Source organism: Stieleria neptunia, assembly GCF_007754155.1.
Taxonomy (GTDB): domain Bacteria; phylum Planctomycetota; class Planctomycetia; order Pirellulales; family Pirellulaceae; genus Stieleria; species Stieleria neptunia.
Genome location: NZ_CP037423.1, coordinates 5,958,236 through 5,982,916 on the forward strand (window position 1 = coordinate 5,958,236; position 24,681 = coordinate 5,982,916).

The 24,681-nt window shown below is 57.0% G+C and carries 28 protein-coding genes; 13 read left to right on the top strand and 15 right to left on the bottom strand.

Annotated elements, in window-relative coordinates:
• Nucleotides 1-55: 55 nt before the first annotated feature.
• The 8 genes from Enr13x_RS20745 to Enr13x_RS20780 form a co-directional block, all read right to left on the bottom strand.
• Entirely contained in the window at nt 56-976 is a 921-nt protein-coding gene (locus tag Enr13x_RS20745) for an STM4011 family radical SAM protein (protein ID WP_197455246.1), read from the bottom strand.
• Nucleotides 973-2,310, bottom strand: coding sequence for an STM4012 family radical SAM protein (locus Enr13x_RS20750; RefSeq protein WP_145388827.1), 1,338 nt, complete (start codon nt 2,308-2,310; stop codon nt 973-975). The genes Enr13x_RS20745 and Enr13x_RS20750 overlap by 4 nt, the downstream gene beginning before the upstream one ends.
• Nucleotides 2,291-3,100 carry an STM4013/SEN3800 family hydrolase gene (locus Enr13x_RS20755; RefSeq protein ID WP_145388828.1) on the bottom strand — a complete coding sequence of 270 codons (810 nt, stop codon included), beginning with the start codon at nt 3,098-3,100 and terminating at the stop codon, nt 2,291-2,293. Before Enr13x_RS20755 ends, Enr13x_RS20750 begins: the two co-directional genes overlap by 20 nt.
• Complete coding sequence (locus Enr13x_RS20760) at nt 3,094-3,693, bottom strand: HAD family hydrolase (RefSeq protein ID WP_145388829.1); 600 nt, start codon at nt 3,691-3,693, stop codon at nt 3,094-3,096. Before Enr13x_RS20760 ends, Enr13x_RS20755 begins: the two co-directional genes overlap by 7 nt.
• A complete protein-coding gene (locus Enr13x_RS20765; RefSeq protein ID WP_197455247.1) occupies nt 3,690-4,802 on the bottom strand; it encodes an STM4014 family protein in 1,113 nt (370 codons plus the stop codon). The genes Enr13x_RS20760 and Enr13x_RS20765 overlap by 4 nt, the downstream gene beginning before the upstream one ends.
• A 4-nt stretch (nt 4,803-4,806) precedes the next feature.
• A complete protein-coding gene (locus tag Enr13x_RS20770) occupies nt 4,807-6,009 on the bottom strand; it encodes an STM4015 family protein (RefSeq protein WP_145388831.1) in 1,203 nt (400 codons plus the stop codon).
• A 69-nt stretch (nt 6,010-6,078) separates the two neighbouring features.
• Nucleotides 6,079-7,014 (bottom strand): DUF6745 domain-containing protein, encoded by a 936-nt coding sequence (locus Enr13x_RS20775; protein WP_145388832.1) that lies wholly within the window; start codon nt 7,012-7,014, stop codon nt 6,079-6,081.
• Nucleotides 7,015-7,018: 4 nt separating this feature from the next.
• Complete coding sequence (locus Enr13x_RS20780) at nt 7,019-7,321, bottom strand: hypothetical protein (RefSeq protein ID WP_197455248.1); 303 nt, start codon at nt 7,319-7,321, stop codon at nt 7,019-7,021.
• Between the two features lie 753 nt (nt 7,322-8,074).
• Here Enr13x_RS20780 and Enr13x_RS38130 point away from each other — a divergent pair.
• The 9 genes from Enr13x_RS38130 to Enr13x_RS20820 all read left to right on the top strand — a co-directional run bounded on the left by Enr13x_RS38130 (nt 8,075) and on the right by Enr13x_RS20820 (nt 14,999).
• Complete coding sequence (locus tag Enr13x_RS38130; RefSeq protein ID WP_197455249.1) at nt 8,075-8,245, top strand: hypothetical protein; 171 nt, start codon at nt 8,075-8,077, stop codon at nt 8,243-8,245.
• 391 nt (nt 8,246-8,636) lie between these two features.
• Nucleotides 8,637-11,012 carry a putative monovalent cation/H+ antiporter subunit A gene (locus tag Enr13x_RS20785; RefSeq protein ID WP_197455250.1) on the top strand — a complete coding sequence of 792 codons (2,376 nt, stop codon included), beginning with the start codon at nt 8,637-8,639 and terminating at the stop codon, nt 11,010-11,012.
• A gap of 2 nt (nt 11,013-11,014) precedes the next feature.
• Nucleotides 11,015-11,428 (top strand): Na+/H+ antiporter subunit B, encoded by a 414-nt coding sequence (locus tag Enr13x_RS20790; protein WP_145388834.1) that lies wholly within the window; start codon nt 11,015-11,017, stop codon nt 11,426-11,428.
• A gap of 5 nt (nt 11,429-11,433) precedes the next feature.
• Nucleotides 11,434-11,781, top strand: a complete 348-nt coding sequence (locus Enr13x_RS20795; RefSeq protein ID WP_145388835.1) for a Na+/H+ antiporter subunit C — start codon at nt 11,434-11,436, stop codon at nt 11,779-11,781.
• Nucleotides 11,778-13,325 carry a Na+/H+ antiporter subunit D gene (locus tag Enr13x_RS20800; protein ID WP_145388836.1) on the top strand — a complete coding sequence of 516 codons (1,548 nt, stop codon included), beginning with the start codon at nt 11,778-11,780 and terminating at the stop codon, nt 13,323-13,325. Before Enr13x_RS20795 ends, Enr13x_RS20800 begins: the two co-directional genes overlap by 4 nt.
• Complete coding sequence (locus Enr13x_RS20805; protein ID WP_145388837.1) at nt 13,322-13,795, top strand: Na+/H+ antiporter subunit E; 474 nt, start codon at nt 13,322-13,324, stop codon at nt 13,793-13,795. Before Enr13x_RS20800 ends, Enr13x_RS20805 begins: the two co-directional genes overlap by 4 nt.
• Nucleotides 13,792-14,121 carry a monovalent cation/H+ antiporter complex subunit F gene (locus Enr13x_RS20810; RefSeq protein WP_197455251.1) on the top strand — a complete coding sequence of 110 codons (330 nt, stop codon included), beginning with the start codon at nt 13,792-13,794 and terminating at the stop codon, nt 14,119-14,121. The genes Enr13x_RS20805 and Enr13x_RS20810 overlap by 4 nt, the downstream gene beginning before the upstream one ends.
• Nucleotides 14,118-14,474 carry a monovalent cation/H(+) antiporter subunit G gene (gene mnhG, locus Enr13x_RS20815; protein WP_145388838.1) on the top strand — a complete coding sequence of 119 codons (357 nt, stop codon included), beginning with the start codon at nt 14,118-14,120 and terminating at the stop codon, nt 14,472-14,474. The genes Enr13x_RS20810 and mnhG overlap by 4 nt, the downstream gene beginning before the upstream one ends.
• A gap of 30 nt (nt 14,475-14,504) precedes the next feature.
• Nucleotides 14,505-14,999 carry a GNAT family N-acetyltransferase gene (locus tag Enr13x_RS20820; RefSeq protein WP_145388839.1) on the top strand — a complete coding sequence of 165 codons (495 nt, stop codon included), beginning with the start codon at nt 14,505-14,507 and terminating at the stop codon, nt 14,997-14,999.
• A gap of 37 nt (nt 15,000-15,036) precedes the next feature.
• On the opposite strand, the gene Enr13x_RS20825 is transcribed toward Enr13x_RS20820, so the two are convergent.
• Entirely contained in the window at nt 15,037-17,262 is a 2,226-nt protein-coding gene (locus tag Enr13x_RS20825; protein WP_197455252.1) for a methyl-accepting chemotaxis protein, read from the bottom strand.
• 58 nt (nt 17,263-17,320) lie between these two features.
• On the opposite strand from Enr13x_RS20825, the gene Enr13x_RS20830 reads away from it, so the two are divergent.
• Nucleotides 17,321-18,892, top strand: a complete 1,572-nt coding sequence (locus tag Enr13x_RS20830) for an alginate export family protein (protein WP_197455253.1) — start codon at nt 17,321-17,323, stop codon at nt 18,890-18,892.
• A gap of 17 nt (nt 18,893-18,909) precedes the next feature.
• Here the strand turns inward: Enr13x_RS20830 and Enr13x_RS20835 are convergent, their stop codons facing one another.
• From Enr13x_RS20835 to Enr13x_RS20850, 4 genes are all read right to left on the bottom strand, one after another.
• Nucleotides 18,910-19,209 (bottom strand): anti-sigma factor, encoded by a 300-nt coding sequence (locus Enr13x_RS20835; protein ID WP_145388842.1) that lies wholly within the window; start codon nt 19,207-19,209, stop codon nt 18,910-18,912.
• On the bottom strand, nt 19,206-19,805 hold the full coding sequence (locus Enr13x_RS20840; RefSeq protein WP_145388843.1) for an RNA polymerase sigma factor: 600 nt from the start codon (nt 19,803-19,805) through the stop codon (nt 19,206-19,208). Before Enr13x_RS20840 ends, Enr13x_RS20835 begins: the two co-directional genes overlap by 4 nt.
• Before the next feature lie 298 nt (nt 19,806-20,103).
• Complete coding sequence (locus Enr13x_RS20845) at nt 20,104-20,625, bottom strand: GNAT family N-acetyltransferase (RefSeq protein ID WP_145388844.1); 522 nt, start codon at nt 20,623-20,625, stop codon at nt 20,104-20,106.
• The gene (locus tag Enr13x_RS20850) at nt 20,622-20,891 is read right to left on the bottom strand and encodes a type II toxin -antitoxin system TacA 1-like antitoxin (protein ID WP_231743672.1); all 270 of its coding nucleotides are present in this window, start codon (nt 20,889-20,891) and stop codon (nt 20,622-20,624) included. Before Enr13x_RS20850 ends, Enr13x_RS20845 begins: the two co-directional genes overlap by 4 nt.
• Nucleotides 20,892-21,095: 204 nt before the next feature.
• On the opposite strand from Enr13x_RS20850, the gene Enr13x_RS38135 reads away from it, so the two are divergent.
• Nucleotides 21,096-21,251: a hypothetical protein gene (locus tag Enr13x_RS38135; protein ID WP_197455254.1), complete on the top strand. Its 156-nt coding sequence runs from the start codon at nt 21,096-21,098 to the stop codon at nt 21,249-21,251.
• A gap of 18 nt (nt 21,252-21,269) precedes the next feature.
• Here Enr13x_RS38135 and Enr13x_RS20855 read toward each other — a convergent pair whose 3' ends face one another.
• Nucleotides 21,270-21,821: a sugar O-acetyltransferase gene (locus tag Enr13x_RS20855; RefSeq protein WP_145388845.1), complete on the bottom strand. Its 552-nt coding sequence runs from the start codon at nt 21,819-21,821 to the stop codon at nt 21,270-21,272.
• 1 nt (nt 21,822) lies between these two features.
• Nucleotides 21,823-22,056 carry a CIA30 family protein gene (locus Enr13x_RS20860; RefSeq protein WP_145388846.1) on the bottom strand — a complete coding sequence of 78 codons (234 nt, stop codon included), beginning with the start codon at nt 22,054-22,056 and terminating at the stop codon, nt 21,823-21,825.
• Between Enr13x_RS20860 and Enr13x_RS20865 the strand changes: the two genes are divergently transcribed.
• Together Enr13x_RS20865 and Enr13x_RS20875 are read left to right on the top strand one after the other, a co-directional pair.
• Nucleotides 22,055-22,528 carry a DUF1569 domain-containing protein gene (locus tag Enr13x_RS20865; protein ID WP_145388847.1) on the top strand — a complete coding sequence of 158 codons (474 nt, stop codon included), beginning with the start codon at nt 22,055-22,057 and terminating at the stop codon, nt 22,526-22,528. The two genes, Enr13x_RS20860 and Enr13x_RS20865, sit on opposite strands and share 2 nt — an antisense overlap.
• Nucleotides 22,529-23,250: 722 nt before the next feature.
• Nucleotides 23,251-24,678, top strand: coding sequence for an efflux RND transporter periplasmic adaptor subunit (locus Enr13x_RS20875; protein ID WP_145388849.1), 1,428 nt, complete (start codon nt 23,251-23,253; stop codon nt 24,676-24,678).
• Nucleotides 24,679-24,681 lie beyond the last annotated feature (3 nt).

Consider the following 24,681-nt stretch of genomic DNA (forward strand, 5'->3'; position numbering starts at 1 on the left):
AGACCCGATGTTCGAGTCGCCCGACGATCGACGTGTTCCGACCGACTGTGACACCTCATCGAATGGGGCGTAACGGCGTCAACGGAATCGACGTCGGCTCATCCGTCATCGGAAAGTCGATTTTCGGCCAAGTCAGCGGGATACGCTCCAGAAGATTCTCGCCGTAGAGTTGATCGAGCCCGAAGTCTTCGCGGTGCACGTAGCCGATGTGGCATCCGCACGTCGAATTGGGGCATGCTGTGGGCTTCAACAGGGACCAGATGTCGTCGCGATAGATGTTCCCGATGACGTCGTCAACGAAGTGGCATCGTCGTGCGTCACCTTCGCCATCCACTGTGAATGACGTGTGCCCGGTCTGGCACGCTGCACCGAGACTGGGCCAACGCCGTAGATTCCATCGGAAATACGGATCGATGGAGCTCAAGAATCGGAGCTCCTCGTCTGAGTAGTCGATCCCACTGCTCTTGGGCACGTTGACCCACAGGTAAACATCACCCGGCAGGCGTTTGCGCAATTCGGCGATTTCGTCGAAATGCTCTTGAAACCCCACGACCCCGACACTGAACCGAATGCTCAGTCGTTGCAAGGTCGCACAACGATCCAGAAATCGAGGCAGGTCGGTTTCCCCGGGGTGAAAGGTTGCCCAGATGGCGATTCGATCGACCAGAGCATCCTCGAGATCGCCCAAGTAACCGCTGAGATTGGTTTGAATCGCGATCCGGTGCACATGGTCCATCCGTGACAGGTCAATCATGGCATTGCGATAGTACCGATGGATGATCGCTTCGCCCCACGGTGTGATCATCACACCGAGAGGTTGACGGCAATCGGCTGCCCAATCGACGAACCGCTGCAACTGGTCCCGATCACGATCGAGTTCTTCACGCGTGTTGGTCGTCTTGGCGAAGGGGCAATATCCGCACGCATAGTTGCAACTGGACAGCGAACCTCGATACAAAATGCGTGTGACTTTCATTTCAATTCATACTGCTCCATTTGCTCTTGAACCTGATCGGAGTACAACCAGGGGCCGATCACGTCGCTGTGAGCAAGTCCATTGACAGTTAGAGTCAATCGCTGTGATGTAATCTTTGCAAAGTCGAGTCGCACGAGTTCGTCGACTTGCGGCAGCATATTGCGAACGTCACGACCAAAGTTTTCGAGAAACGCCGAACGGTCCAATCCGTCGGTTTGAAGCAGTGACCGAATGAGATATCGCCGGGCTTGCTCATCGCGACACAACCAGACGCCATAGTCGGCGGCAGAAAAATCGGCTGTTTTGCGTTGGCAGTAGTCTGCGATGATCTTTCGGACACCGACGCCACTGACGGCGTATTCGCTGCTGTAATGCAGGTCGGACGTGTAGCTGCGAGCGCCAGGACCAAGGCCGATCATACCGTCTTCCTGGCAACAATGCTGCGTCGAATATTCAACGTCGTCCCGGCGAAACATTCGCATCGAAATTTGACGATAACCAGCCTCCAACAACATTTCTCGACCCCGTCCATAAAGATGCCTGCGATTTTCGGCAGGGCTCCGTCCGGTACGTCCAAGTCCTGTCAACTCGCGAACGTAAAGCGGGTACATGAACAGCTCTTCGGGCCGGTAGGCGAGTGCTCGCCGAACCGTCCGCACCCAATCTGCCTCGCTTTGATCGTGATTGCCATAGATCAAATCCAAGTTGAAGACCTCAACGCCACTTTGACGAATCAGGTCGATCGCCGAGTCGACTTGGTGGTTCTGTTGAGGACGACCGAGACGATTCAAATCGCGTTGAACGAAGCTTTGCACACCCATGCTGATCCGCCGCACGCCGTGGTCGATCAGCACGCGAAGCTTGTTCGGGTCGACCGTCGCGGGCGAAACTTCGATTGAAAACGGGAAACTCGCCGTTGGGAGTGGCCAATCTCGTCGAATGGTTTGCAGGACGTCGTCGAGTTCGTCGGCGTGCAAATAAGTCGGGGTGCCGCCGCCGATGGCGACCTGAGCGACGCTCTGTGGCTCAACCGATTCCGCAACCACTCTGGATTGTCGCGTGATCGCTTTCAACGTCCGATCGACCAGTTCGTCGGCGGGTTGCGACGCTGTGAACAGGTTGCAAAACCCACACCTCATTTCGCAAAACGGAAGGTGCACGTAAAGATACAGCCGCGACTTGTCTTCGTTCGCCCAGGCGGTCGACAACTCGACGGGCGGATCGAGTTCTCGGTAGGACGTTTTGTGAGGATACGCATAGGCATAGCCCGCGTACTGATCATTCGCGATCGTTTCGGCGAGTCCGCGTGTCGATTCACCATTCAATTTCGGCATAGGGCACCTCCCAAACGACCGGATGCGCCAAGCGATGACCCCAGTAGCCTTGTTCGCCGTAGGCTGTTCCGTGATCAGAAAAGATCATGCCAAACAGACTGCCTCGGCGGCGAAAACAGTCCAGCAACCTGGGGATCTGACGGTCGATTTCGATCAACGCTTCGCCGTGGCTGTGTTTGTTGTCGGTTCGGTCTGCTGGTGAATGACCTGCCGCGGTTCGTTCCGACGCGAAAAACCAATTGGGTTGGTGGATCGCGGAAAAATTGATGAAGCAAAACACCCGTTTATCCGTTTGCTGCTCGACCCCTTCGACCGCGCAATCCACCTGGTGGCTCGCAGAATTCCGGTCAACGACACTCATTGATTTCGACCAATGCGACTCGTCAAACAGTTCCGGCAGGACACGTCCCAACGCATTGTCAGGATTGAAGAACCCTGTACCACCGACGCAGATGGTGTGATAGCCAACCGCCGAGAGCGCTTGCGGAAGCGTCGCTTGTGGGAAAACATAGGTCTGCTCGCCCGTCGTTTCGCTGCCGCCGAAGCTTGACGCGAACAATCGGGGGTGCTTTTCTGGACCGGCGTGCGTTGGTAGGAACCCGGCGAAAAACGCATGATGGGCTGCGTAGGTGAACGTTGCGGGGGAATGTCGGCGTTGCCAGCCATTGGCCGGCAAGTAACGAGCGAAGTTGGGCAAACGCCCCTGTTCAAACAGTTCTTGGGCCACGTCAAAGCGAAGCGTATCCAGCGTTGCCATCAAGAGGTCGCTGCGTCCGATATGGGTCAACATGCGGCCCCCTCAAGCCAAGGAGTCAACTGACGCTGCAAATCATCCGGTCCAGACACCTGACAAGCCCTCCAGCCAGCAGCCCTGGCAGCCATCACGTCGGTTTCGAGTTGGTCGCCAAAGTACAGGCACTCGGTTGCCGGCAATCCTAAGGCGTTGGCGACGAACTCGAATGCTGCGCGGTCAGGTTTTGCCACGCCAATCTGAGCTGAAATGAAGATCCGATCGGACTCGATGATCTGGTCGAGCGTCAGTGCTTGCAGTTTGATCGTCTGAGTGTCCACGCCGCCGTTGGTCAGGATGGCGAGCCTGTGATTCAATTTCAACTGTTTCAATGCAGTCATCAACCCGAGTTCGTTTCGAATGCACCTCGCCAGCGACACGGCAAAGCGGTTTTGATCGATGTCCGCACCGGTCATCGACTCGAAAGCCGCAAAGAAGTCGTCGCGATCTCCCAAACCGTTTTGATCAAGGTCACTCAACTGTGTCCGATCACGATCGGACATGTCCAGGTTGGCGATCCAGCAATCCATCGCATGCCGGCGGTCGAACAAGGTCTGATCGAGATCGAAAACGATGGCGGTCGGTGGAATCAAGCGAGGGCCTCCCGGTCAGCGGCGTTTGACTGAAGGATGGCCTCATACACCGTTTTGCCGCCGGCAACTAGATTCGGCAAGAAATCACCAAACGCGTTGACTTCGCAAACCAGCGGATCACCCGAACGCGGCAACAGGATGTCGACGCCGCAATACAGCGTTTCTGGGAAACAACTCGCCGCATGCAACGCCAGGCGTCGGCAGCGTTCGACTCGCGATGAACCGACCGCATCGGTCACCGCCTGCAACGATCCACGCCGATTTCCCAAGTGCAAGTTCGTGATCGGCGAAGCGCTTTGCCGTACCACCAGATGCTCGGCACGTCCGTTGATCACCACGACGCGCAGGTCAAAACGGTCGCCTTCGACGCGAGCTTTGTTCACGGCGGCCTCGGCGATCATGCCCTGAGGGACGAGTACTGCGAAGATGTCTTCGATGTCACTTGGCGATGTGAACGAACGCACGCGAAGGGAATTAAACAATCCGATGCCGCCCGCGTCACGGACAATCTCGATGGGCGCGATCAATTGCTGCCGACCCTTGCTGATGCGGTAGCAGCACACGCCGGACGCGGACGATGCATACCGAGGTTTCACAAAAACTCGGCCGCCGACCTGCTTCGCAAAGCGCCTCAAGGATTCCCCGAATGAGATCTTTTCGGTCGGCAGCAATCTCGTTTGGGGGCGGTCAGGCAACAATCGCCGATGCGTTGCCCATTTGTCGAACATGACGGCAATGTCCATCGGATTTTGATCGAGCGATATCTCGGTGCGCTGCGTCGACCAATGGCTCAGATCTTCCAGTACCCGGCAGAGACCTGAGTATTGCCGGTCCAGCGATTGGATTTCTCCCGGCTTTGGAAATGCGTTTCCTCCGCCATGTCGGATGAGCGCGGCAAGCACATCGTCACGCTGACCGAACGAATCGATCCGCAATCGGGATCCGGCGGGAATGCAATTCAATGCCTGACAACCACGACCGATCAAATCCAGCCATTCGACGCACCTCGGCGGTTGCATTCCACATCGCACCGCAGCTGCACTGTAGTCGGAGAATCGTTTGCTTGAGGAATCGCCGAGGATCCAGTGTGTTTGTGGTGACGGCGGCATGCGACTATTCACCCACGGCCACAAACCGCCACTCTTCGTCATCGTCCATGTGACTGGGCTTGGATAAATCCATCTTGATCGGCAGTTTTTTCAACAACTTGGTGACTTCGCTTGTCAAATAGTTGTAGTGAAGACTGGCATGCTGAAGAGCCCCGTCAGTCGGCAGCGAGAGAAGGGCCCTTCCACCTTCATCTGTCATCACACCCAACGAGAGGTCGAGCGTTTCGATGCGCTGGACGAGCGGACTGTTGACAATCACCGCGGCAACATCATCTGCGAACTGACAATTTCGCAAGCCTAGGTATTTCAAGTTCGGAAAGAGATCGCCACTGAGAATCGGTTGCAAATCTTCGATTGTGCTATCGCCACCGTACTCGTCGGTTCCGAGCCAGAGTTCCAAATGCTCCAGTGCAGGGAATTTGGAACGCCCAACGGCGCGCACAACCTCGGCCGGCAAGCCACCAGACTCGCAAATCAGGCCTCGCAATTTCGCGTGCTGCGGCTTGCTAATCGCAAGATCATTGCCACCCCGGGTTCGCAGCAATTCCAACTCCGGGAACGCATTCAACAACGGCGACACATCTGCCTGATGAATCCACGACATTTCATTTTCTTCAGAAACGATGTCGCCGAGGTAGATCGCTTTGAGGCTCTTGAGTCGATCGCGATTTTCACAGAGCAGTTCGATCACATCGCTGGGATCGCCATCGCTGTCATCGCCAGCCCAATTGCCGATGATGATTCCCATCGCTTCGCTGGCCGCGTCGGTGTCCAGAAAGTGCGTCAGGTGCGGGATGCAGGTGGCGTCATCATAGTCGCTGCGAAAACGGTAAACCGTCTTGCCACCGCTGGTCGGTTTCTTGTCGGGCTCATAATCTGCGACACGTTTCCCAATGAAGGTTTTCGCGTTGTGATCAATATCGTCTTGCTTCACGATCGAGCGAAACGCGAGTACCGGCAGCACGTCACCGTCCTTCCCTGTTGAGGCGGAAGCACTGCCGGCATCCACATAGCCCTTTTTCATTTTGGCAGCGACCAACTTGTCAAAGTCCTTGCGAGCCGCCTCCTCGTTGGCAAAGCTTTTTGTCTTCGTCTGTCCATCGGTACCTGATCGCCCAAAGTTCACCGTGTGCGAGTCGCCGCTGAGTTCAATGTTCCAAAACTTGTTCGATGCCGAATCCATGAAAACCAACTCGCGTCGATTCATCGGTTGCTCCAGGGGGAAGTGAGACAAGGCGTAATGGGAAAACGCCGACAATCTACCAGACTTGAACGACTAGGTTTCAATCGTCGGCCGGTAAAGAGACGGATCGTCAAAGCCGGCCATCCAGGCGGCGGCTTGGTGGCAGGTTTTCATCTGCGGTGGAACTCGCAAAAAATACTGACGGTTCGTCGATGGACATCGGCACGCCAACCCAACCAGCGGCTCATCGTCGCCGAGTTCAATTTGTAACAATTGCCGATTGCCGCCGGCGTCGGTGTCCTGGTCCAACTCCTTCGCACCGACCTCCTCCGAGAATCGCAAGTATCCCATGCGTTCGATCATGACCCGGCGCAGCTCCGCGTTCTTTTCGGCCAAGACCTGCTTTGAGGTGATTTTCTCGGGCTCGAACGCGATCTCGTGCGTTACCGGAACACTCCGCCATCGTAGCGGAGCGGTCCGAAGCGAATTCGGCAACGAAGCAATGCTCGAACCACCGATGTCGATCCAGCCGGACACCCGGAGCCCCTCAGGCACCTCGTGCAGGTTCACACAACCGGCTAAATCCAACTGCCCGAGCGGCCCCAACCAGCGAGGAAGATTGCGGACTTCGATGCAGTTTCTCAAATGCACGTTACCGTTTCGGATCGTCGCCTCTTTTGGCCAGACGGATAGACGAGGGCACTCACTCGCATTCAAGAACCATGTGTTCAACCGCTCTGGCAATCTGTCCAGGAAGTTGCAGCCTCGCAAACTGAGTGATCCACACGTCAATCCAGTCGGCAACCGCTCCAAATGCTTGCAATTATCCAGGGTCAGCCGCGATCGCACTTTCACTTTTGACGAAAGGGACGTAATCGCAGTACCGCTGAGGTCCAGATCATTGCACGTGATCGAGCAGGGGACCGTTTTTACTTCCGTACCGCTCAAATCGATGCTGCCATCGACGCGAACGGCCTTCGATTCACCCGCAAGCACATGCTCACGGGCCTGCAGTGGCGTCATGATCATGGCTTCAGTCCCGGATGGTGCGAATTTCTTCGGGTGAATACTCTCGTTGCCGCCAGACGCGATAAAAGCCGGACGTCAATGTGATGGCGTCGTGTTCGTCATGGACCAGGGTCGCGACCTCCGCTGTCACGTGAAGAAACAGACCGTCGGGTGTGTCGTACAGATCGGCCGCACCCCGTTCGGCGATTCGATGGCAGTGCCCGGTCAGCTCGCCGTGGGCAAGAATAGTGTGTTGTGCCTTGCGTCGAGTGTCCGGCAAGGTTGCCACCTCTTCGACCATGACGTCCCCGTGACGAAATTGAGACATGATTCTGTTCCGTTTGGTTGCAGGTAAGAGTGCCATCCAGCGGTCGATAGGATGCGGTGTCGATGGACTCGTTTGGTCACGCCATGGAATGGGCACTTTCAATCCGTCGACGTGCATTGAGTATGGTACCTGCTAGAATGCAGGGACAGGAACAGTGTCCTTGCAATGGAGTGATTTTTTCGCGTTTGCAACGAACGAAAACTGAGCGTCGACAGGCTGGAAGCCTATCCCACTTATTATCAACTCGATCAACAAAGCAGCTCAGGAGCCTGAATTGGATTCATCAAAGACTTCGCCGGATGAATTATCGAACGATGTGATCCGAGCTGCGAGTGCACATCAGGGATCCGACTGCCCGGATGATCTTCGCGACGCTCTCAACGCGATTGGTGAGCATGAACATCGTCAGCGGGCGAGGCTGCTGGTCGCGAAACGACTTGGCGAAGTCACTAGCCCAACCGGGGCCGGTTTCCTGGCCGTCTGGTTGGGCGCAGGAGTGGAAGCAGGAGCCGATCCGGACTTGACGGGGGGCGAAGTTCTCGGATCTCTTTTGCATTGGGCGGGCTCCGTTGCGAGCCTTCCCGACGAAGATGCCGATGATGATGATCCGGAAGTCGACTCGGAAATCGTCTCGGGGCTGGAAATGCTCGGTCGGGGACTTGTTGCTCATCTCTCCCGTTCGCCCGCATTGTTGCAACAAATGGCAAACGATGGCGAGGCGGTCATGGACAACAGGTCCTCCTGTTGTGGCCGATGATGATCCAGTCGCGTCAATGGGGAGGTGGTTTTTTTGGCCCATTCCTGCAGGCCTCGCCGCCTGACGTGACGGTCACTGCGGAATTAACCGATGCCGAGGTCCAACACTGGTTCGAAACGCTGAATCTGCCGGAAGTCGCAGCAAAGCCTTGGTGGAAGTTTTGGTGAATTTTGCGGCGGCTATCTGGATCGCTGTCTTAATAGATCTTCAATAATCGCCCGGCGTTTTCTTCGAACCGCTCCGACAGCGATCGCCGCATTCTGTTAGACTCCGAATCATGCGGACCGAACCAATGCAATCCCCTTTCGAGACCGTGCTCGTGGATCCCGAAAACAATAGGTTGGCCGATGCTACCCGGCCTGTGCTTCGATCGGCCACGATTGCCCTCCATCTGGATGCGCTCTGGAGACGATCGTAGATCAGGCATCTCGATTCAGCGTGATACTTCGGCGACGGACAGGAACGTCCGTCGAACGTCTATCTGTTCCTTGGTTTGATGTCGAAACACGTGTCGGATTCACACTGGAAAATTAGCTGCCCTTTCGAGGGCCCCGGTCAATGATGTTTCAATCGGGAACACTGCCGTTTCTTTGGGTGTCGGCCATTCTGATTGCCGCGGCAGTCGCGCCGGTGGTCAATCGCGTCTTCGGTTCGCGCGGTGGCTGGGGGCTGGCATTGATCCCGGTCGGGGTGGTCGCCTCCATGCTGAACTTGTGGCCATCGGTCGTTGACATGCAAGAGGTGTCGGCGTCGGTCGACTGGGTGCCGGCATTGAATCTGACGGTGTCGCTGCGGCTGGACGGACTGAGCCTGCTGTTCGGGCTGCTGATCACCGGCATTGGCGCGTTGATTCTGATTTATGCGGCAGGTTACCTGAACGGCGATGAACGACTGGGGCGGCTGTGGATGTTGCTGCTGTTGTTCATGGCGGCAATGTTGGGACTGGTGCTGGCTGACAACCTGCTGACGCTGTTCATCTTCTGGGAATTGACCAGCATCACGTCGTATCTGTTGATCGGATTTAATTCTGACAAACCCGAATCACGAGCGTCCGCGTTGCAGGCGTTGTTGGTGACCGGGGGCGGGGGATTGGCGTTGTTGCCGGGGTTGCTGTTGCTCGGATTGGCGGGCGGTTCGTTCGAGCTCTCTTCGCTGCTGGACAATGCGGAAGCCATTCGTCAGCACCCGTTCTATGTTCCCATGTTGGTGCTGATTTTGGCGGGAGCGTTTACGAAATCGGCGCAGTTCCCGTTCCATTTTTGGCTTCCCAATGCGATGGCGGCCCCGACGCCGATCAGCGCCTACCTGCATTCGGCCACGATGGTCAAAGCGGGGGTGTATTTGATCGCTCGGTTGCAACCGATCTTGGGCGGGACGACGGAGTGGTTTTGGATGATCGCCCCGGTCGGCACGATCACGATGCTTCTGGGCGCATGGCTGGCGCTGCGGGCGGCGGACCTAAAACAGATCCTCGCCTACGCGACCATCAGTGTGCTCGGATCGCTGACGATGCTGTTGGGCATCGGAACCGAAGCCACGATGTCGGCTGCGTTAGCGGTGTTGGTGGCCCACGCGCTGTACAAGGGCGGGTTGTTCATGGTGGCTGGAGCCGTCGACCATGCGGTTCATCAGCGCGACATTCGCAAGCTCGGCGGCCTGCGGTCGGCGATGCCCGTCACGTTCGCGGCGGCTTGTTTAGCCGGTCTTTCGATGTCGGGAATGCTGCCCACGTTCGGATTTATCGCAAAGGAAACCTGGTACGAAGCGGTCGGCGGTTGGGCGGGCGTCTCGTTTTTGACCGCGTCGGTGCTCTCGAATGTTTGTCTGGTCGTCGCGGTCGGACTCGTTTGCCTGAAGCCATTCTTTGGCCGAGGAACCGAGGCGACGCTGGCGGCACATGAAAGCGGTCCGGCGATGTGGGGGCCACCGATGATGCTCGGTGTCACCGGTTTCGTGCTGGGTTTGATGCCGACAGGAATCAGCGAATTGCTGTCCGCCGCGAGCCACTGGGTTGTCGGTCACGCGGTTCCGGTGAAATTGGCGTTATGGCACGGGGTGAACGTCACGCTGGGGTTGTCGCTGCTGACGTTGGCCGGCGGGATGACGATGTATTGGCAACGCCACCGGTTGGAACGATGGTTCATTGGGCTCGATGTCTTGACGCAGTTCGGCCCTGCCCAGATGTATCACCGCCTGTTGACGGCCGTCAATGATTTTGCCCGCGGGCTGACGGCGATTTTGCAAAACGGCTACTTGCGGTTCTACCTGCTGACGATGGTTGGACTGACGGTCTTCAGCGTCTGGATGGCGTTGGGGAGCGAGTTGCTGTCACATCTCAAGCCTGTTTCTCTTGATTTTCGCGTCCATGAAATCCTCTTAACCGGGTTGATTTTGTTGGCATCGGTTGTGGCGGTTCGAGCAAGGACGTGGCTGCTGGCGGTCGGAGCGATGGGAGTGGTCGGCTATTCCGTCGCCGGCATCTTTGTGCTCTTTGGCGCCCCGGACTTGGCCATGACTCAGTTCGTGATCGAAACGTTGACGGTCGTCCTGTTCGTCCTGGCGTTTTGCCGGCTGCCTGATTTCCGTCGTCTCTCGTCCGTCCAGACACGCGTCAGGGACGCAGTGATCGCTGTCGTGGCGGGCGGCACGATCACGGCCTTGTTGTTATTCGCGATGACGGTTCGCTCCGACCATCCCATCTCTGACTACTACTCCGCCCACAGCGTTGCGGATGCCCATGGTCGAAATCTGGTGAATGTGATTCTGGTGGATTTCCGGGCGTTGGACACGCTCGGCGAGATCACGGTGCTGTCGATCGCAGCGATCGGCGTTTATTCGCTTTTGAAACTGCGTGCACCCAAACGAACTGACTCCTCGGACGATGCGGCGATGGATTCGTTGCCGGCGGCGGCTCGCAGATCGGAGGGCATGTGACGATGGATTCCGTGATTTTGAAGACTGCGATTCGTTTTCTGTTTCCGTTGCTGCTGCTGTCATCGGTGTTTCTGTTCCTGCGCGGACACAACGAACCGGGAGGCGGGTTCGTTGGTGGTTTGGTGGCCAGCGGCGCCATTGCGCTCTACGCGATGGCGCACCATGTCGCCGCGGCCCGCCGGGTGCTGCGTGTGTCGCCGCGTGTGCTGATCGGTTCGGGGCTGCTGCTGTCGCTCAGTTGCGGAGTCGCTCCGTTGTTGTTCGGTCGTCCGTTTCTGACGGGGCTGTGGATGAAGGTTGCGACGAAGGGACTCGGGGAGATTCATCTTGGAACGCCGTTGTTGTTCGATCTGGGCGTCTACTGTGTGGTGACGGGGGTCTCACTCGTTTTTGTGTTTTCACTTCTGGAAGAATAGGCGTTATGGACATCGCGTTGGCCGTTACCGTCGGCGGATTGTATGCGGCGGGCATCTACATGATGTTACGCCGCAGCGTCGTCAAGCTGCTGATCGGGCTGGGGCTGCTCAGCCACGCCGCCAACCTGCTGATCTTCACGGCGGGCGGGCTCGTTCGCGGTCGTGTGCCGGTGGTGTCGGACGGTCAATCGCAACCCTTGGCGGAGATTGCCGATCCCCTGCCACAAGCACTGATTCTGACAGCCATCGTGATCAGCTTCGCGGTGTTGGCGTTCGCGCTCGTCCTGATCTACCGCACCCACCAGACCTTAGGAACGGACGATCTGGACCAGTTGAAGGCGACGGACACATGATGGAACAGGTTGCCGTCATCCTTCCGATCGCGTTGCCACTTGCCACCATGGCGATCTCACTGCTGGCTTGGAATTCTTTTGCCGCGCAGGAAGTCATCGGTGTCGCCGGATCGGCACTGCTGCTGTTGTCCGCCGCTGCGCTGATGTGGCTGGTGGACCGTGATGGCATTCTCGTGTTGCAAGTCGGAAGCTGGCCGGCTCCGTTCGGGATTACACTGGTGGCCGATCGACTGAGTTCGATCATGGTGATGCTGGCCGCACTGGTCATGTTTGCGGTGTCGGTGTACTCGCTGGCAACGATTGACGACCGCCGTGTCGACTACGGCTTTTTTCCACTGATCCAATTGCTGCTGATGGGCGTTTGCGGGGCGTTTCTTACAGGGGACTTGTTCAATCTGTACGTGTGGTTTGAAGTGATGCTGATTGCGTCTTTCGTATTGCTGACGCTCGGCGGTGAGCGAGGACAATTGGAAGGGGCGATCAAGTACGTCGCATTGAATCTGGTTTCGTCGGCGGCCTTTCTGGCGGCGATCGGAGTGATCTATGCTGCGACCGGAACGCTAAACATGGCGGACCTCGCGGTGAAACTGCGTAGCTTTCCGGACGAAGGGATCGTCTCGGTGTTGGCGATGCTGTTTGTGATTGCGTTCGGAACCAAGGCGGCCGTTTTTCCCTTGTTCTTTTGGCTGCCCGCGTCGTACCACACGCCGCCGGTCGCCGTGTCCGCGATCTTCGCCGGGCTGCTGACGAAGGTCGGTGTGTATTCGCTGATTCGAGCGTTCACGTTGTTGTTCGTCACCGATTTGGAGTTCACTCACAACCTGCTGTTGCTGATCGCGGGGCTGACCATGGTGACGGGGGTTTTGGGCGCGATGGCGCAAACCGAAATTCGCCGAATCTTATCGTTCCATATCGTCAGTCAGATCGGCTACATGTTGATGGGGCTGGCTTTGTTCACACCGCTGGCCCTTGCCGGTTCGGTGTTCTACATCATTCACCACATCGTCGTGAAAACGAATCTGTTTCTGATCGGCGGAGTGGTGGAACGCCGTTTCGGTAGCGGCCGGCTTGCCGAAATCGGCGGGTTGCAACACTCGATGCCCGTGCTGGCAATCCTGTTCTTCCTGTCGGCGATGTCGCTGGCCGGGATCCCGCCGCTGTCCGGATTCTTTGCTAAACTGACGCTGATTCGCGGCGGTCTGGAAACAGAAAGCTACGCCATCGTTGCAGCGGCTCTGGTGGTGAGCTTGCTGACGCTGTTCTCGATGACCAAGATTTGGGCCGAGGCATTTTGGAAGCCGGCGCCGAACGTTGATGTGCCGATTGTCTCCGTCAACAGCCTTTCGCCGCTTCGTCGCCTTGCTCTCTTGGGGCCGATCGTGTTGTTGGTGACGGTCACAGTGGGGATCGGATTGCTGGCGGGGCCGGTGATGACGATGTCCTACGCAACGGCAGAACAGCTGCTCGATTCCGGTGCGTACATCGAAGCGGTATTGCCCGATTATCAAGATCCTGCATTCCTGCGTGACGAGACCCACCCATGACCCACTTCGTCTTCAACATTCTCTTGGCACTCGTCTGGGCGCTGGCCAGCGGCCAAATCTCTCTGCTCAGTCTGGTGGTTGGCTTCATGCTCGGTTATGGCGTGCTGTGGTGCGCCCAACCCTTGTTGGCGTCGAGTCGCTATTTTCAACGACTGCCCATCGCGATTCGGTTTGCCGGATTTTTTCTGTGGCAACTGGTGTTGTCGAATCTCCGCGTCGCCTACGACGTCATCACGCCTCATTTGTACATGCGTCCCGGAATCGTTGCCGTGCCGCTCGACGCGAAGACGGATCAAGAGATCACGTTGCTGGCCAACCTGATCACGTTGACGCCCGGTACGCTCAGTCTGGACGTGTCGGAAGACCGCCGCACGTTGTACGTGCACGCGATGTTCGTCGACAGCCCCGAAAGCGTTCGCCATAGCATCAAAGACGGATTCGAGCGGCGACTACTGGAGTTGCTTCGATGATGGCGAATCTTTTTCAAACGGATTGGACCGCGATCACGCCACTGATCGCAGCGACGACATGGGTGGTGCTGACGGCCCGTGTTTCCATGGTGCTTTTCGTGATCGCGGTGGGGTTGGCGTTTCTGCGTGTGGTTCTCGGCCCTACCTTTCCCGACCGCGTGGTTGCGCTCGACCTTGTCGCAACCTTGCTTGTCGGGTTGATTGCCGTGAGCGCGATCGAGACGGGGGACGCCATTTTTCTGCGCGTCGCGATGGTGGCTGCGTTGTTCAACTTCATTGGGACGATCGGTTTCTGCTGGTATCTTCAACGGGGACCTGAAAAATGAGTGATCTTCTCACCGCCGTGCTACTGATCACCGGCACCAGCTTTGCCTTGCTGGCCGCGATCGCGGTCGTCCGAATGCCCGATCTGTACACGCGGATGCACGGTGCGACCAAGAGCGCGACGCTGGGGGTCGGTTGCACGGTGCTGTCGGCTGCGGTGGGGTTGGGCAACATGGAAACGACGACGGTCGCGATTCTGATCATCGGCTTCCTGTTTGTGACCACGCCGGTGGCCGCTCACATGATTGGACGAGCCGCCTATCGCCAGCACGTTCCGATGTGGCAGGGATCGGTGATCGACGAGTCGCCGCGAGGCGATTCGGACGCCGATGCGTCCAGCGATATCAACCCATGAATCGGCACCGTTTCCTGTTGGCACAAGTGAATGAATCCAGCCGCACCGCTACAGCTGAGACCGTTTCGACCGGAAGATGCAGGGGCGTGTTTGTCCCTGTTTCGCGATTGCGTTCACCGCATCAATGCTCGCGACTACACGCAACAGCAACTCGATGCGTGGGCGCCGGCGACGATCGATCAGGAGGCTTGGCGCGCCCGTTTTGATGATCGCTTTGCGTACGTCGTGGTCGAAGGGGACCGCGTCGTCGGCTTTACCGACATGACCCGCGGCGGACATCTCGACCGCTTGTTCGTCTCCGCCGACCATCAGGGCCGCGGCATCGCGCGACGTCTCGTCGAAACGCTTCTCGACGACGCTGCCGCGAACGGGATCGATGAGATCACGACCGACGCCAGTCTCACCGCCAAGCCCTTCTTCGAACGGATGGGATTCAACGTCATGCGTGAACAATCGGTTGAATGCCGTGGGGTGCATTTGACGAACTATCCCATGCGGCGAGTGCCAAACAACGATCTTGGTTGACCTTTCGCGTGGCAGACAGGCTGGAAGCCTATCCCACTTATCTCCCGTGCGCTGCTTCGCCCAACCTTGGCGAAGGCCACACTTTGCCCACGGTCGATGATCGCCCGCCGGCGGATTCAGACGTGAGTTCTGCCAGTTCGGTACTCAACTTGGTTAAATTCATTGCCGATTGTTCGATCTCTTGCAAGGCCGTTGCGTGGTCGGACGTCATTTGTTCCATGTGCTGCATCGTTTGATCGAGTTGGACCGTACCGGTAGCCTGCCTTGTTGCTGCCGAAGCGATCGTTTTTGCGGTCGACGCAGACGCGGAGATCGTCTCCAACAACGCTTGCACAAGGTTCCCGGTTTGCTGAGCGACTTGGGAAGCTTCGGCAACGACCTCTGTTTCTTGCTCCGACGATTCGACGGCTTTGCGGATCGCATCGAGGATTTCCGATAAAATATCGCGCACCTGGCGTGTCGATTGCATCGATTGCTGAGCCAGACGTTTGATTTCGGCAGCCACGACGACGAATCCCTTGCCGTGTTCTCCCGTTCGCGCGGCTTCGACGGCGGCGTTGAGTGCCAGGACGTTGGTTTGTTCGGCGATGTCATCGACCGTCGCGGTGATTTCGCCAATCGCTTGAGCTCGATCGGCTAACGAAATCACGTGGGTTGCTGTTTCTTCGACTTGCCTCCTGACCGACTCTAAAGCTGCGATCGATTTCTCCATCGCTTCACGGCCTGTTTCGGCAGTTGCTTCGACATGCTTCGCTTCGTCGACCATCCCGTTGGCACGTCCTGCAGTGTCATGGGCAATGCTGGAGATCTCGTTCATCGTGCTGGCGGCTTGAGACACTGCGGCGGCCTGGTCGTGCGAACCGCGAGCCTGTTTCGACGTGGTCGATAGAATGTCATCGCTGGTGGAGTTGAGTCGCCTGACCGCATCCGCGATCGCCTCAAAAAGCGTGTCCCGCTCGCGTTGTGCATTCAGCATTTCTTCTTGTGATGCGAGGGTCAAACGTTGTGATTCCAATCGCTCGTTTTGCTCGGTCAGCTTTTCCTCTTTGTTTTTCAGGTCGTCCACCATTGATTGCAAATTTGCAGCCATCTGGTTGAATCCCGCACCCAATTTGGCGACTTCATTCTGGCCGGCAACAGGAATTCGGATTTCGAGTTCGCCTTGTCCGATGCGATAGGCACCTTCGAGCAACTCGTCGATGGGACGGGTCACCGAACGCGCGATCAGCCATCCGGCGAGGACGACCAGCAGCGTTGCGGCCAGCGCCAACAAGACGATCTGGTTGCGGAGTCGTTTGATCGGAGCAAAAACCGTCGAAGTATTTCTTGCCTCCAGAACGATCCAGCCCATCCCGGCAAAATCACCGTGTCCGCGGGAAAATGCGAACGCGCCCAGTAACGCTTCCCCATCGCGAACATCGGTTAGATTTGCAACAAATGCGTTCCGGTTCTGATCGAACTCGACGTCGCGAAAGTACGCACTGCCGTCTCTCAGCCCTGTCGAATGCTCACCGGCTTCGTGGATCACGTTGCGCTCTCGATCGAAGAGCAACAGATAGCCGTCGGTTTGGCTGTTGCGTTTGTACTTGTCGACGATTTCAATCAACTCTTGAATGTTCAAAACGGCTTTCATGACGCCCAGGAATTCGCCGTCCTCGTCGACCGCCTTGAGGCAAATGTCGACCGAGAAAATCCCGGCGCTCTCGTCGAAACTGACATCCTCAAGATGCAGTCCATTTTCAACCGCCTGTTGCCACCATGATTCGTCGTCTTGGCGGTAGTCCGAGGTGCGATTGGTTTGGGCGACGTTCGCACCATATCGGTTGGTCAGAAAAACCTCGCCGAAAACAGCGTGTCCCGCCGTTTTTTCGAGTTGCCGCAGCCAAATATCGAAGTCGCGGGCCAGATCATTGTTCATGACCTGCTGCATCAACGGGTTGAACTCGTCCGCCGGCGTCGATCGCCACTGCCGATCACGTTGCTGCACCAATCCCGCGGGGTCGTCCACTTCCATCATCTCTTCGTTCGATGTCCGTAATGACTCACGCACCAGGTCGGTTTGCAGATACGCTTGCCACGTCGTCGCGCGCGTTTGGATGATCCAGTCCACCTCGTCGATCACTTCTTGAGCGCGGTTCACCGAATTGGTTTCGATGGCCTGGCGCAAACTGGTTTCGCTGACACTGGTCGCGTAGATCCCCACCAGCCAAATCAAAATCGTCGGCAGAATCGTTGCAATCAGCAGCTGATGGACGATACGCATAGTGGTGTCTCCCGAGAGAAATCGCACTGTTAAATGATTTTGATTACTCCGATTGTAGTTGACCCACCTTGCCGAGCGGTTGGACATGGCCCCCGAATGTCGTGTTTTCCTTGTCGTCAAGACGGGGCGTTCTCCGATCTTTGCCAGTATGAACGTCAAACGATTTTCCCGACTCAAAGTCTTGTTGTTCGCGATCGCCATCTCACCCTTTGCGGCGTCGCACACCTGTGCCGACGATGCGGAGGTCGCCAGATCCGCCTACAAGCAAAGCTTTATCGACAACGACTTTCGCTACCTAGACGATCCAGCGTACCAGGGAGCTTTCCTGGGGGAGCGACTGAAACGACTGCGCCCCAGCAGCGACATCACCATCGACTTAGGCGGCCGATTCCGTTCTCGGTATCACAACGAGAACAATCTGCGCGGCGGTCCCCGATTGACCGGTCGCAGTGACGAATTTGTGCTGTCGCAGATGTTCTTGTTCGCAGACATCCATCTGGGAGACAACCTGCGTGTCTTCGGGCAAGCGATCGATGCGACCAGTGACGGCGAAAACCTGTCGCCCCGCGCCAGCGAAGTCAACCGTTTCGATCTGCAAATGCTTGCTGTGGATGCATTGCTGTTGACCGATGGCGGGGATCAAGCATGGTGGCTGCGGTTCGGACGCCAAGAAATGCACTACGGTTCGCAGAGACTGCTCGCAAGTCGTCCGTGGCGGAACACGCCGCTAACGCACGACGGGGTACGCACCTGGTGGCAGTCGGATGCGGCGCGTGTCGATGCGTTCTGGGTGCGGCCGATCGATCCGAGACAGCATCGGCCCGATGATCACAACTTCGACAACCCTGACCAAAGCCGACAATTCTATGGGGTCTTTGGTACAACGAAAACCGACACGGTGCGATACGACGTTTTCTACTTTGGTATGACCGAAGATGACGATCGAGTGCAAACCTTCGCCGGTGTGCCAGGTGGCTTTGATGTCCACACGATCGGCGGGCGTGTTTTGCGCCGCGAAGGCGACCTGCGGTTCGAAGCGGAAGGCGGCTACCAGTTCGGGAAATTTTCGACTTCCCGTCAATCGGCCGGTTTTGCAACGGTCGGATTGGGCCACACGTGTGAAAGGCTACCGCTGAAGCCGACCACTTGGCTCTATTACGACTGGGCGTCGGGCGACAACGATCTAAACGACGGTGTTCACGGAACGTTCTACCAGCTCGAACCACGTGGCCACTACTACTTGGGACTTGCCGATTTGACCGGGCGTCAGAACATTCAAGACTTGAGTCTTCAGACCTCGCTCGCGGTCCGCAACGACCTGGAATGTCGCATCCATTTCCATAACTTCTGGCTCGCCAACCGCCGGGACGCGTTGTACACCAACGGCACGGCCGCAGCATTTCATGATCCCACCGGGTCCGCGGGCAACGAGATTGGCCACGAGTTGGATTTGCAGCTGCGTTGGAGCATCTCGCCACGAGCCCACTTGTTGGTCGGGTACAGCTACCTCTGGGCGGGCGACTACTTCGACAGCCCCGTCATCCAAGGCGGCCCTGCCGGCATCGCTGCCAACGGAGCGAACGGCAACGACGGCGAATTCACCTACATCCAGTCGACGTTGCGATTCTAGTCGTTTCGATCACGACATCAGTCATCGGTCGGCGTGAGCGTATCGAGCACTTGTCGGATTCGCTGTGACCCCTGAGCTGCCTCTTCGTGGCCGTAGGTGGATTCATCAGATGATCCATGCAAGGCTCCGCTTCCATAGAACTGCCGAGCTTCTTTCCACGCATCCGCGTCCGCCGCTGCGTCGTCGAGTCGCTCACGACACAAGACGCAATCATTCAGATGCAGTTGCAGTTCGGACTCCTCCTGGGGACTCAGTTGTCCTCGCAGGAAAGTAAGCAGATGGTCGGGGGGGCTGCAATGTTGCTGGGTCTGTGTCATGGGTCTTGTTCTCCAAGTTCAGAGATGACTTCACGCAGTCGAAACATGATACGACTGCGCGCGGTGTAGATCGCTCCGACGCTTTTGCCAAGCTCGGCGGCAATTTGTTCAATCGTCAGATCACCGGCGACCGACAATTCAAACGCCTGCCAGGAATCGGGACGAAATTCCACTTTCACCATTTCAGCTGCTCGCAGATAAAGTTCGCGACGCAACTCGGTTTCAATCAATTCCGTCGTAGCCCCATCACGATCGACAGCCTCACGCAAGAGTTCGTCGACGGAGGAGCCACCCACAGCCTGATCTCTGGGCCGCCGCATCAGAGCGTTGAGAATCGCGTTCTTCGTCACTCGGCTCAGCCAATGCCGAAACCGCGTCGAGTCGTCACGCTTTTCCCAATCGCCGATCGCACTGGCAACCGCCATCAGAACTTGCTGCGACAAATCCTGCGCGTCTGCGTGCTGCAGCCCCCGAGCCCGAGCGATCCGGACAATCACGGGGCGGTAAATCCGAGCGAACATCTCCCATGCGTCCCGATTGGCGGGATCTTGGACCTGAACCAGCAGGCTATCGCGTGTTTCTGGAAATTCGCTCAAGAAATTTGTCTCCTGCAGGAATCAACACAGCCGGAGACACATTCTGTCAGAAATCTTTCAATCACGTCGGCGAGTCACTGCGAGACTCGCAACAGTCAAGCACCCAATATCCGACGATCACATCCAGCCAAGGAGAGATGATGACGGATATCCGATGGCAAGTGTCGGCGTCGAGACAGTCTTTGCTACCGCCTTGATGGCTAGGTCAGCAGAGGAATCTTAGCACGGGGCGATCGCAATCGCATGCAGGATGCAATCGAATGTCAGGTGTCCCGCGTTGACTTGTCTATCGGAATGGCTACTCGTTCACCATTCGCTCCAGCAGTTTGAACGGCAAAGAGAGTCGCATCGGGTACCCTGGCAACTCGGCGAAGTCGAAGTGCTGGTAGAACGCTTTGGACGGTTCGTCGACGCAGTCGAGAATGACAGCGATGAACGCGAAGGTTTCCGATGCGTCGAAGCAATCCTTCAAAGCAGTTGCGAGTAAACGCTTTCCGATACCTCGGCCTTGAAACGAACTGGCGATTCCCAGCCAAGCCAGAACAGCAACGGGCAACTGTCGCTGAGGTAGCGACTTGGCCACATCGGTGGGAAGATCAGAAAAGTCGACTTGCGAAGTCGCTAGCGAGTAGTAGCCGACGAGGTGGTTCTCGCCATCAAGCAAAAGCTTGGTTGAGCTGAGGTGCTTCTTTTGGCTCTGAAACGCTGACTTTTTCAGCCATCTGTCGACTTGCTCTTGTCCAGAACTGAAACCTCGACGGTCGTGCGATTTGCGAAGCAATTCGACTCGCCAACCGTCGGGATAACGGACACCGCTCACACGTCGCCCCGCATCATCGCTCCGAGATCTTTCTGAGCCTTGGTTAGTTTGGGAGGTTTCGAAAGCGCATTCCAGAACTGCAACTGTTCATCAGGCGTCATGGCAATCGTGTGTGACTTTGCCGCCGCCAATTCTCGCTCGGCCTGCCCCACGACCACACTGCGAACGTAATCGCTAACGCTAATTCGGCGAAGTTCGGCTGCGGCGGTGAGCATCGCTTTGGACTGCTCGTCCAGACGAACCATCAGTGAACTTGTTTTTTGCATCCGAAAAATGCTCCAAGATTGGCCAAAACTGCTTTGTCGCCATTGTACTGCGGACCGCAATACAATGCAATCTTGTTCATCGTGGCCGCAGCGCGTGGCTTCAGCCGCTAGATTGTCGGCCGTCCCTGCGGCACGCGAAGCCGCCACCAACGCCAACGACGCCGGCAGTTGCAATCTCGCTCTAGTGGCGAGAGAATAGGTCGGATGAACATGATGCTGCGTCAACTCAATCGAATCGTGGTGATGTCGCTCGCGGCGTTCGCAGAGTACCTCGGAACGCTCGGGCTGCGAAGTCACGACGGCAAGGCCAAGCCGGCCTGGAATCGCCTGCGGGAAAGCGTCGCAAAACGAGCTCGATAAGAACGGATACCATCTTCGTTATTCAAGTTTACGAATCACTTGGCAAGGATTGCCAGCCGCAACCACTCCGACTGGCACGTGCTTCGTCACCACGCTGCCGGCACCGATCACGCTGCGATCTCCGATCGTCACGCCGGGGCAGACGATCGCCTTGCCTCCGACCCAGACATCGTTTCCGATCGTGACCGGCTTGCCAAACTCCTGCGTACGGCGCAACTCTGCGTCCAGCGGATGCGTGGCGGCATAGATGTGAACGCCGGGTCCGATAAACACATTGCTTCCGATCCGAATTTCGCAAACGTCCAAGATCACGCAATCGAAGTTGAAATACACGTTCTCGCCAAGATAAATATTGGTCCCGTAATCGCAGCGAAACGGTGGTTCCAGCCAAACCGTTTCACCGCCTTTGCCGAACAGTTCGCGGCAAACATTTCTTAAGCGTTTGCCATCGCCTGGTTCGGCGTTGTTCAAAACATGAAGGAGCTTCCGAGCGTGCAGGCGATCGGCCGTCAGCTCACTGTCAGCGGGATCGTAAGGTTGACCGGCGAGCATCTTTTGCTTCTCGCTCATCTCACTGTACCTCGATCGAGTGAACCAGGATCTCGAACGGACCGGGTTTCTTGTCACCGACCAAGATTCCGACGGACTGAACTTGGTAGGGTGTCAGCTTCCAATTGGGCATGGGACGGCAGCAGGAATGAGCGACTACCTTGTCGACGCGAAGATTGACCTCGGTATACTGTCCGGATTTCGTGTCGAAATTTAGTTGGTACATATTGTTCGACAGTCTACGAGAAGCCCCCATGGCAGCCACGCAAAAACGAACGCTCGACTTTCACACCGGCGATGAAGTGATCGCGGAGATTCAAAATCTCCGTAGAAGCGGTTATACGAAAACCAAAACTTGGAACCTCACCCAGATCTGCGAACACCTCACCGCAACCATGACCGGCGGTATGGACGGTTTTGGATTTCGGCTGCCGTGGATCTTGCGAGCCACCCTCATCAAGTGGATTTTCAATCGCATGTTGCGGACCCGCAAGATGTCCAGCGGACCGACCTTGGATCGTTTGAAGCCCAAGTCGGAACCTGGCCCCGATGACGACGCGATCATCAATGATTGTATCGCGACGATCGAGCGTGCGAAGGCGTTTGCAGGCCCAATCGAGGACTATCCGTTCCTGAACGAGTTGCCGGTCGAGGATTGGAAACAGTTCATGTGGATGCACGCCGGCCATCACCTGGGGTTCCTTGTCCCCAACGAGCCTGACTCATGATCCACGCGTCCGTTCACAAAGCAACTGTGTTGGAACAAACCGTGTGAAGGTGGCAAGTCCGTAAGGACTCCGCCGGCCGGTCCTTGTCAGATCGCTATAGCTTATTCCTGGACTGATTGATAAACTGTAATCATGACCAGGTTCCTTTCACTCCTGCTGATTCCCTTATTCGTGTTGGGGCAATGCTTGCCTCATTCGCACGCGGGTAGCGTTGTGGCTGAGCCGGACGGTCATGGTCGGCGTCCACACGTGCATTTGCACGGTCACGATCACGCCCATGACGACCACCATCAGCATGTTGGCGAAGGCGATTCGACACCGCCAAATGACTCACTTTCGCCAGCGGCCGAACACGATTCTGATGCCGTCTATTTAGCTGCATCGGGTCAGTCGTTGACGCGACTCTCTGGGGCCATCGGGCTGGAGGTCCACTCGGCGGACTGTGTCGCGTTTTCTGTGCCGCTCACCGTCGACAATCGACCACGATGGCGCACCAGTGATCCGCCGGGTCGCGATCGGACTCTACCAATCTACCTTCTCACGGCCTCTCTTCGGCTGTAACGGAAGCGTGCGCGCACTCTTTGACTGCGTTGCACCTGCTTCTCCGTAGCGGAACTCATCAAGAGTTTCGATCCAACCATTCGGTCTAGCCGGAAGTCTTTGCAGATTTTCGTTACCGGTTGGTGCTGCCCGCTGAAGATCCGTCGAGATTGAACCACACAATGAAACACTTCCTATCCGTTTTCCAAGCCCTGGTCGGGCCGACAATCATCATCGGCGTGGTCGCCGCACTCTGGTTCTTCCGAGCTGAATTGTTCGGTAGTAAAGAGGTAAGCGATACGCCGCCTGCTAGCTCGTCGGGCGAGTCTGCCGAGAAGCAGACGGTGCTTGAGATCAGCGAGCAAGCAAGGAAAAACCTTGGCTTGTCATCCGCTCCCGCGAAGCCGCAATCGTACTGGCGCTCGGTCACCATCCCCGGTGTCGTAGCAGATCGCCCGGGGTTGTCAGATCGGGGTGTAACGTCGCCTGCGGTTGGCATCGTGACCGCGATTCATGCGTTTCCGGGCGACACGATGGGACCTGGCAATCCCCTGTTCACACTCCGCCTGTTCAGTGAATACCTGCAGAGCACGCAAACACAACTTTTCAAGGCAAACCGAGAGATCGGCATCATTCAAGAGCAGATCGACCGCTTGTCCGGAGCCGTTAGCGCAGGTGCTGTGTCCAAGGCAAAGATGATCGAACTGCGAGCGGACATGAGCCGCCAGCGAGCGATCATTCAATCCTCTCGGCAAGATTTGCTGACCCGTGGCTTGCGTCCCGAGCAAATTGATCTCGTTCAACAACAAGGGCAGTTCGTCTCAACCATCGAAGTCACCGCCCCACCACCATTGGTTGGGCAAAATACTTCGATCGACGAATCCAGAAAGCCCGTTCAGCAAGCGAATCTTATCACAGATTCCTCTTCATCGAGCCACGTGGCCTATGAAGTCCAAGAATTGAGCGTGGAAATGGGCCAGCAGGTGCAAGCCGGCGAGTTGCTCGCCAAGTTATCGAACCACCAATCGCTGTACGTCGTTGGACACGCCTTCAAACGCGAAGCGTCGTTCTTGGAAAAGGCGGCGGCAGAGAATCGTCCCGTCGAGATCGAGTTTGCGGAGGACAAAGCCAGTGATTGGCCGATGATCGCGCAATCGTTTCACATTCGGCATCTATCGAATTCGATCGACCCTGATAGCCGCACCTTTGACTTCTTTATCCCATTATCGAATCAGTCTCACGCCTACACAAAATCGGGAAAACAGTTCTTGGTTTGGCGATTCCGGCCCGGCCAACGAGCCAGGATTCGCGTGCCGGTCGAGCAGTTTGAGGACGTCATCGTTGTGCCTGCCGAAGCGGTCGTGCGTGACGGCCCCGAGGCGTATGTGTTCCGTCAGAACGGCGACCTCTTCAAACAGTTGCCGGTTCATGTGCTGCACGAAGACCGACAGTCGATTGTGATCGCCAATGACGGCAGCATTCCACGCGGAAGCTATTTGGCCCAGAGTTCCGCCGCATCGTTAAATCGAGTCTTGAAATCGCAAACAGCCAGCGGCGAGCAGCCCGGCCTGCACGTCCATCCGGACGGAACCGTTCACGCCGCACACTGAGAG

Bases quoted from the DNA above. Each gene is read 5' to 3' on its own strand.
- mnhG (WP_145388838.1), top strand. From the start codon at position 14,118: ATGAGTGATCTTCTCACCGCCGTGCTACTGATCACCGGCACCAGCTTT.
- Enr13x_RS20755 (WP_145388828.1), bottom strand. From the start codon at position 3,100: ATGTTGACCCATATCGGACGCAGCGACCTCTTGATGGCAACGCTGGAT.
- Enr13x_RS20810 (WP_197455251.1), top strand. From the start codon at position 13,792: ATGATGGCGAATCTTTTTCAAACGGATTGGACCGCGATCACGCCACTG.
- Enr13x_RS20770 (WP_145388831.1), bottom strand. From the start codon at position 6,009: ATGAATCGACGCGAGTTGGTTTTCATGGATTCGGCATCGAACAAGTTT.
- Enr13x_RS20835 (WP_145388842.1), bottom strand. From the start codon at position 19,209: ATGACACAGACCCAGCAACATTGCAGCCCCCCCGACCATCTGCTTACT.
- Enr13x_RS20820 (WP_145388839.1), top strand. From the start codon at position 14,505: ATGAATCCAGCCGCACCGCTACAGCTGAGACCGTTTCGACCGGAAGAT.
- Enr13x_RS20790 (WP_145388834.1), top strand. From the start codon at position 11,015: ATGGATTCCGTGATTTTGAAGACTGCGATTCGTTTTCTGTTTCCGTTG.
- Enr13x_RS20750 (WP_145388827.1), bottom strand. From the start codon at position 2,310: ATGCCGAAATTGAATGGTGAATCGACACGCGGACTCGCCGAAACGATC.
- Enr13x_RS20745 (WP_197455246.1), bottom strand. From the start codon at position 976: ATGAAAGTCACACGCATTTTGTATCGAGGTTCGCTGTCCAGTTGCAAC.
- Enr13x_RS20805 (WP_145388837.1), top strand. From the start codon at position 13,322: ATGACCCACTTCGTCTTCAACATTCTCTTGGCACTCGTCTGGGCGCTG.
- Enr13x_RS20785 (WP_197455250.1), top strand. From the start codon at position 8,637: ATGATGTTTCAATCGGGAACACTGCCGTTTCTTTGGGTGTCGGCCATT.
- Enr13x_RS38130 (WP_197455249.1), top strand. From the start codon at position 8,075: ATGATGATCCAGTCGCGTCAATGGGGAGGTGGTTTTTTTGGCCCATTC.
- Enr13x_RS20765 (WP_197455247.1), bottom strand. From the start codon at position 4,802: ATGCCGCCGTCACCACAAACACACTGGATCCTCGGCGATTCCTCAAGC.
- Enr13x_RS20825 (WP_197455252.1), bottom strand. From the start codon at position 17,262: ATGCGTATCGTCCATCAGCTGCTGATTGCAACGATTCTGCCGACGATT.
- Enr13x_RS20850 (WP_231743672.1), bottom strand. From the start codon at position 20,891: ATGCAAAAAACAAGTTCACTGATGGTTCGTCTGGACGAGCAGTCCAAA.
- Enr13x_RS20780 (WP_197455248.1), bottom strand. From the start codon at position 7,321: ATGTCTCAATTTCGTCACGGGGACGTCATGGTCGAAGAGGTGGCAACC.
- Enr13x_RS38135 (WP_197455254.1), top strand. From the start codon at position 21,096: ATGAACATGATGCTGCGTCAACTCAATCGAATCGTGGTGATGTCGCTC.
- Enr13x_RS20865 (WP_145388847.1), top strand. From the start codon at position 22,055: ATGGCAGCCACGCAAAAACGAACGCTCGACTTTCACACCGGCGATGAA.
- Enr13x_RS20775 (WP_145388832.1), bottom strand. From the start codon at position 7,014: ATGATCATGACGCCACTGCAGGCCCGTGAGCATGTGCTTGCGGGTGAA.
- Enr13x_RS20795 (WP_145388835.1), top strand. From the start codon at position 11,434: ATGGACATCGCGTTGGCCGTTACCGTCGGCGGATTGTATGCGGCGGGC.
- Enr13x_RS20800 (WP_145388836.1), top strand. From the start codon at position 11,778: ATGATGGAACAGGTTGCCGTCATCCTTCCGATCGCGTTGCCACTTGCC.
- Enr13x_RS20875 (WP_145388849.1), top strand. From the start codon at position 23,251: ATGAAACACTTCCTATCCGTTTTCCAAGCCCTGGTCGGGCCGACAATC.
- Enr13x_RS20855 (WP_145388845.1), bottom strand. From the start codon at position 21,821: ATGAGCGAGAAGCAAAAGATGCTCGCCGGTCAACCTTACGATCCCGCT.
- Enr13x_RS20860 (WP_145388846.1), bottom strand. From the start codon at position 22,056: ATGGGGGCTTCTCGTAGACTGTCGAACAATATGTACCAACTAAATTTC.